This is a genomic window from Mesorhizobium sp. M7A.F.Ca.ET.027.03.2.1 (assembly GCF_003999175.1).
Lineage (GTDB): Bacteria > Pseudomonadota > Alphaproteobacteria > Rhizobiales > Rhizobiaceae > Mesorhizobium.
The window spans coordinates 1-4,761 of the sequence record NZ_RZOM01000436.1 but is presented as its reverse complement, the minus strand read 5'-3'; the positions used below and the strand labels follow the sequence as shown (position 1 = coordinate 4,761).

The 4,761-nt window shown below is 61.9% G+C and carries 8 protein-coding genes and 2 tRNA genes; 5 read left to right on the top strand and 5 right to left on the bottom strand.

What is annotated here, in order from left to right; genetic code table 11:
- The first annotated feature begins 316 nt into the window (after positions 1–316).
- Genes EN750_RS19070 through EN750_RS19060 form a run of 3 tightly spaced genes read left to right on the top strand, consistent with a single transcriptional unit; the run spans position 317 to position 1,200 of the window.
- A complete protein-coding gene (locus EN750_RS19070; RefSeq protein ID WP_164762759.1) occupies positions 317–604 on the top strand; it encodes a hypothetical protein in 288 nt (95 codons plus the stop codon).
- The gene (locus EN750_RS19065; protein ID WP_127322157.1) at positions 601–882 is read left to right on the top strand and encodes a helix-turn-helix transcriptional regulator; all 282 of its coding nucleotides are present in this window, start codon (positions 601–603) and stop codon (positions 880–882) included. The genes EN750_RS19070 and EN750_RS19065 overlap by 4 nt, the downstream gene beginning before the upstream one ends.
- Before the next feature lie 39 nt (positions 883–921).
- Positions 922–1,200, top strand: coding sequence for a hypothetical protein (locus EN750_RS19060; RefSeq protein WP_127397330.1), 279 nt, complete (start codon positions 922–924; stop codon positions 1,198–1,200).
- A gap of 132 nt (positions 1,201–1,332) precedes the next feature.
- Here the strand turns inward: EN750_RS19060 and EN750_RS19055 are convergent, their stop codons facing one another.
- The 3 genes from EN750_RS19055 to EN750_RS19045 all read right to left on the bottom strand — a co-directional run bounded on the left by EN750_RS19055 (position 1,333) and on the right by EN750_RS19045 (position 2,383).
- A complete protein-coding gene (locus EN750_RS19055; protein ID WP_127397329.1) occupies positions 1,333–1,770 on the bottom strand; it encodes a pyridoxamine 5'-phosphate oxidase family protein in 438 nt (145 codons plus the stop codon).
- Between the two features lie 183 nt (positions 1,771–1,953).
- Positions 1,954–2,030, bottom strand: a tRNA-Arg gene (locus EN750_RS19050).
- Positions 2,031–2,077: 47 nt separating this feature from the next.
- Positions 2,078–2,383 (bottom strand): ETC complex I subunit, encoded by a 306-nt coding sequence (locus tag EN750_RS19045; protein WP_023812590.1) that lies wholly within the window; start codon positions 2,381–2,383, stop codon positions 2,078–2,080.
- A gap of 140 nt (positions 2,384–2,523) precedes the next feature.
- On the opposite strand from EN750_RS19045, the gene EN750_RS19040 reads away from it, so the two are divergent.
- Positions 2,524–2,600 (top strand) — tRNA-Pro (locus EN750_RS19040).
- Between the two features lie 93 nt (positions 2,601–2,693).
- Entirely contained in the window at positions 2,694–2,975 is a 282-nt protein-coding gene (locus tag EN750_RS19035; protein ID WP_127397328.1) for a hypothetical protein, read from the top strand.
- Positions 2,976–2,989: 14 nt separating this feature from the next.
- Here EN750_RS19035 and hdaA read toward each other — a convergent pair whose 3' ends face one another.
- Positions 2,990–3,694, bottom strand: a complete 705-nt coding sequence (hdaA, locus tag EN750_RS19030; RefSeq protein WP_127397327.1) for a DnaA regulatory inactivator HdaA — start codon at positions 3,692–3,694, stop codon at positions 2,990–2,992.
- A gap of 1 nt (position 3,695) precedes the next feature.
- The coding region (locus EN750_RS19025; RefSeq protein WP_145967768.1) for an AI-2E family transporter at positions 3,696–4,761 on the bottom strand (1,066 nt) is incomplete at its 5' end.

Genomic DNA, 4,761 nt, shown 5'->3' with positions numbered 1-4,761 from the left:
CTTCGACATGGCAACACTCCTCCCCACCCTTGTTTGCCTCCCGCCTGTCCACTTTTATATGAGGGTCCTCGAATACAGCGGGCCGAACGCGCCGTGCGCAGGAAGGTTCCGAAAAGGCGGAGTCACGAAATAATACGCTGGCGCGGGGCGGCTGCCCGAGCCACGCCAACGCCTCATCACCGAACAGGGGTTGGACGGCTTGCGGTATTTGCCGCTGTCGGGGCGACCCTGCATGGAGAAAGCTGGTTCCGCGATTTTGCTATATCAGCCCTAGCTAATCCTTGACGCCGGCAGATGACGCCCCAGAATCAGTGGCATGGCAATAAAGGTCGGCGACGAAGTGGCGGTCATGGCGACGGTGCTGAAGCGCGTCACGGAAGACCGCGTCAGCGTGTCGATCCCCGGTTACAATTTTCCGCATTCGGTCATTGATCCGGCGACCAGGCTGACCAAGGGCCAGCAGATGGAATTATCCGGCGGCGTTACGCGGATCGACGGCGACAAGGTCACGGTATCGCTCGGGACAATGGTCACAGTGGATAGGGACAAGGTGCGCCTGGTGCAGAGCCATGTCCCGCCGAAGCGAAGGGATCTGAGGATGTGAACAAGCGAAGCTCCACCGTTTCAGGGATCCAGCCCCTTACATCCCAGCAGTGCAGAGCCGCACGAGCGATGCTGAAATGGTCGCAGGTGCGACTCGCCGCGAAGTGCGGCCTCAGCGAAGGAACGATTGGCAGTTTCGAGAGCGGACGAAGGATTCCGAGTTCGGCCAAGCTGGCTGCCATCCGTCGAGGGTTGGAGGCAGCAGGCGTGGTTTTCATCAATCAGAAGGCCGCAGTGACCAAGAGCGGTCCGCCTCGTCAAACTATCGGTGGAACATAATTTAGATATCGCTGTTAGAGCGCAAACGGGAGGCGAGCGATGTTCAAACGTGAAATCGGCATTGTTTCGGACTGGTCGAAATTGGTGGCGGACGATCCTCTGATCGTCGCCGATATAGCCCAGCGTCTTCCTGTGCGCGCTTGCAATGACAACGCCGCGGCCGACGACGACGTCCCGTGGCCCGGCACCGAAACCCGAAATCCCGACTTTGCCGGCCTCGCGACACCCGCCGAGTATCCTCGGCCGATCATGCTTCTAGCGACGATCTATGCGTCGACGGTCCTGGGGGTAACGCTGCTTCTGGCGGCGGCGGTTTGAGCGCACGAGGCCCGATCCCGCTCTCTGAAAGCCCACGTCTCCGGTATAAACCGTAACCTATGTGTCCGGAACGAACCCGAAAGGCTTTGGCGATCCCGACAGGCCCGCTGCCGAGAGGTGGCGGGCTCTCTCCTATTTCGCAAGCGAGTCGCCGGACAGCTCAAAAACTATCGGCTCGCCTCTGAAATCGGAATAGCGAATCCATTGGGGCGAAATCGTAAAGAGTTGTGCCCCTTGCTTTAGAAACTCCGCTTCAAGCGGACAGTTGGCAACGTGAGCATCTCTCAATCGCTGCAATTCGTTAGCCTTGGCAGGTCGGGCCAGGCCTTCAATTTGAACCGTCACGTTTTCGTCCCAGCCGATCACCATGGCGATCCGACTGTCTCGTTTAATATTTTCCAGCTTCCGACTGCCGGGAAAGCTGTCGAACACGATGTTGAGGTTGTCGCCCAACGTCACCTGTATGACGGCTGCCTCTGGAGACCCGTCCGGATGCACGGTGCTGATAGCCCCGAGCTTATGCCTAGCCAGAAAATCCCGAACAAGTTGCCGTCGCTCCTCCCCGCGCATTGACGTGTCCTCCCCGCGATGCCGCGACTTTACCACTGGCACCCAATCCGTTCTAGCTGGACGCCCGCCACCTCTCGGCAGCGGGCTTCAAATTTTCTGCTGACACCGTGCTGACACCATGGATGGTGCCTTTGCCGCTGGCAGTCGGTTGTACGAACTATAGCAGCAAAAACAAGGAGATACTGGCGATCCCGACAGGATTCGAACCTGTGACCATCGGCTTAGAAGGCCGGTGCTCTATCCAGCTGAGCTACGGGACCGCTGGCCGGCCTTTGGGCCGGCTGGATATTCTGGCATTGGCCGCCGTTCAATGCGTCCAGGGCGTCCTGCGGTCATAGCGGAAATTCTCCGCATAGGAAATCTGGCGGCGCTTGGTCTCTTTCGGCTCTTCGACGCGGAAAGCGAGCCCTTGCTTTTCGGCGTAGGCTACCGCCTCTTCCCGCGTGTCGAAGCTAAGCCTGATCTGGCTTCTCATGTCTGCCGACGTCGTATAGCCCATCAGCGGGTCGATCTTCTTGCGCGTCTCGGGATCGAATTCCAGCACCCAGTGGCCGGTCTTGGCCTTGCCGGACTGCATCGCGGTTTTGGCTGGGCTGAAAATGCGCGCGGACATGGCCACCTCGTTCTTGTGCAAGGCAGCATCGCCACCCTTCGCCCGTCATTACTGCGCAATGCGCACGGCGGCAAGGTTTTTGCTCTCGCAGGTTTTTGCACTTGCCATGCACCACCGAAATGAATAGGCAACAGACCGTTCGGAGTGTAGCGCAGCCTGGTAGCGCATCTGGTTTGGGACCAGAGGGTCGGGAGTTCGAATCTCTCCACTCCGACCATCCCCTCATAGCCCAATGCCCGGCGCAGCCATATGGTCACTTGCTCCGGCTCCGGTCGTGCATCCGTGGCCGGTTCGGCAACAGGGGGTTCAGATGCTTGGAATGGATGCCTGGGTGTCGCTTTTCGGACCGGCCTACTTTGCCTATGCCGGCATCACCGTTCCGTTCATGGTGACGTGGGCAATTGCCTGCGCCGCGCTGGCGATGTGGAACAACCGTGAAAGCCGCAGACAGGCGAGGCAGGCCCCAGGCGCCGTCGTCTCCCGCTCCTGGCGTGTCAGTATCGGAATGTTTGTGCTGGTCGCCGCCGGCTATATCGCCGCTCACTCGGCCGTCTACCTCGCCATCCGTCATTTCGCCCGAATGTGGCTCTGAGACTGACCTCTCAGCTAAATCTCGAATTCGCCCTGCCCTTCATCCATGGCGTTGACGGTTTCGGCTGCCAGCGCCCTGGTGATCGGCGTCTTGCGTTCGAGCGCGGTCCGGTCGAGCCGCTCCACCACGCGCATCGCTGTCGCCAGCGAGCGCTCGATGCGGCGGACCAGATACTGCACGACATGCGGTTCGACCTCGATCTGACGGTCGGCGAAGAGTTTTGTGATGACGCCGGCGAGCAGGAGATCGTCGGGCTCATGAATTTCCACTGTCGCCGCCGCTTTCAGCCGTGAGGCGAGATCAGGCAGCGTGACGCGCCAGGCGGACGGGAAGCGGCGCGCCGTCAGGAGCAGCGTTGACCCGGCACCACGCACCGTATTGATCAGATGGAACAGGCCCTGTTCATCGACCGCGCCGGTATCGACATCGTCGAACAGCGCCGGCCGCGCGCCGAGATTGGCAATGCTGTCGCCGATGCGCCTGGCGTCGACCGCCACCGCATTGGCACGCGTGCGCCAGATCGAGGCCAGATGCGTCTTGCCCGAACCCGCGGGACCGGCCAGCACCACCACCGGCGATGGCCAGTCCGGCCAGCGGTCGACCAGCGCCACCGCCTGATTGTTGGTGCCGGAGACGACGAGTTCGTCGCGCGAATAGCCGGTGCCATGGCCGAGGTCGAGCGGCAACTGGCGTGGCGGGTCGGTTGGCTGGGCAGTCACTTCAGCGACGCGGTTGCGTGCGGTGGCCGCCGCCGCGATCGGCCGGGAGCTGCGGCACAGGTGCCGCGCCGCGGCCCTTGTAGAGCGGCGATTCGAGATAGCGGGCTATGGCGAACCGCACCAGCACGGCGACGGCAGCCGAAGCCGGCACCGCGATCAACAAGCCGACGAAGCCGAACAGCGCGCCGAAGGCAAACAGCGAAAACATCAGCCATACCGGGTGCAGGCCGACGCTCTTGCCGACCAGCCGCGGCTGCAGGATGTTGCCCTCGATGAACTGGCCGATGAAGAACACGACCGCGACCGCGACGATCATCGTCCAGTCCGGCCAGAACTGGACGAAGGCGACGCCGCCAGCCAGCACCAGCCCGGTCAGCGAGCCGACATAGGGGATGAAGGAAATCAGCCCGGCGAACAGGCCGATGAGGATGCCGAAATTCAGTCCGGTCAGCGTCAGCCCGGTGGCATACATGGCGCCCAGCACCAGGCACAGCGTGCCCTGGCCGCGCACGAAGCCGGCTGTTGCGGTGTTGATGTCACGTGCGATGGCGCGCACGGTCTGGACGTTGTCGCGCGGCACCCAACCGTCGATGACCGCCACCATGCGGTCCCAGTCGAGCAGCATGTAGAAGGCGACCACCGGCGTCACCACGAACAGGCTGACCACCGAGACCAGCGCCATGCCGGAGCTCCACAGCGAGGTGAAGACGGTGGTGACCAGGCCGAAGCCCGAGGTCAGCAGCGAATTCAGCCCGTCGCGCAAGCTGTTGGCGTTGACGCCGAACTTCTGTTCCAGCCATTTCGGATCGAACGAGGTGATCAGGCTTTGCAGCCGGGTCAGATATTCCGGCAATTTGCCGGCGAAATCGGCCATCTGCGTGGCCAGAACCGGAATGAGGATGACAAAGGCCAGCACCAGCACGATGAGGAAGGTGATGAGGATGACCACCGTCGCCATGAAACGGGACAGGCCGAGCCGCTGCAGCCGGTCGGCAACGGGATCGAGGAAATAGGCCAGCACCATGCCGGCGACGAAGGGCAGCAGGATGGCGCTGAAAACATAGAGG

Excerpts from the sequence above, each read along its gene's own strand:
- EN750_RS19070 (WP_164762759.1), top strand. The coding sequence starts at position 317 with ATGGCAATAAAGGTCGGCGACGAAGTGGCGGTCATGGCGACGGTGCTG.
- EN750_RS19060 (WP_127397330.1), top strand. The coding sequence starts at position 922 with ATGTTCAAACGTGAAATCGGCATTGTTTCGGACTGGTCGAAATTGGTG.
- EN750_RS19055 (WP_127397329.1), bottom strand. The coding sequence starts at position 1,770 with ATGCGCGGGGAGGAGCGACGGCAACTTGTTCGGGATTTTCTGGCTAGG.
- EN750_RS19045 (WP_023812590.1), bottom strand. The coding sequence starts at position 2,383 with ATGTCCGCGCGCATTTTCAGCCCAGCCAAAACCGCGATGCAGTCCGGC.
- EN750_RS19035 (WP_127397328.1), top strand. The coding sequence starts at position 2,694 with ATGCTTGGAATGGATGCCTGGGTGTCGCTTTTCGGACCGGCCTACTTT.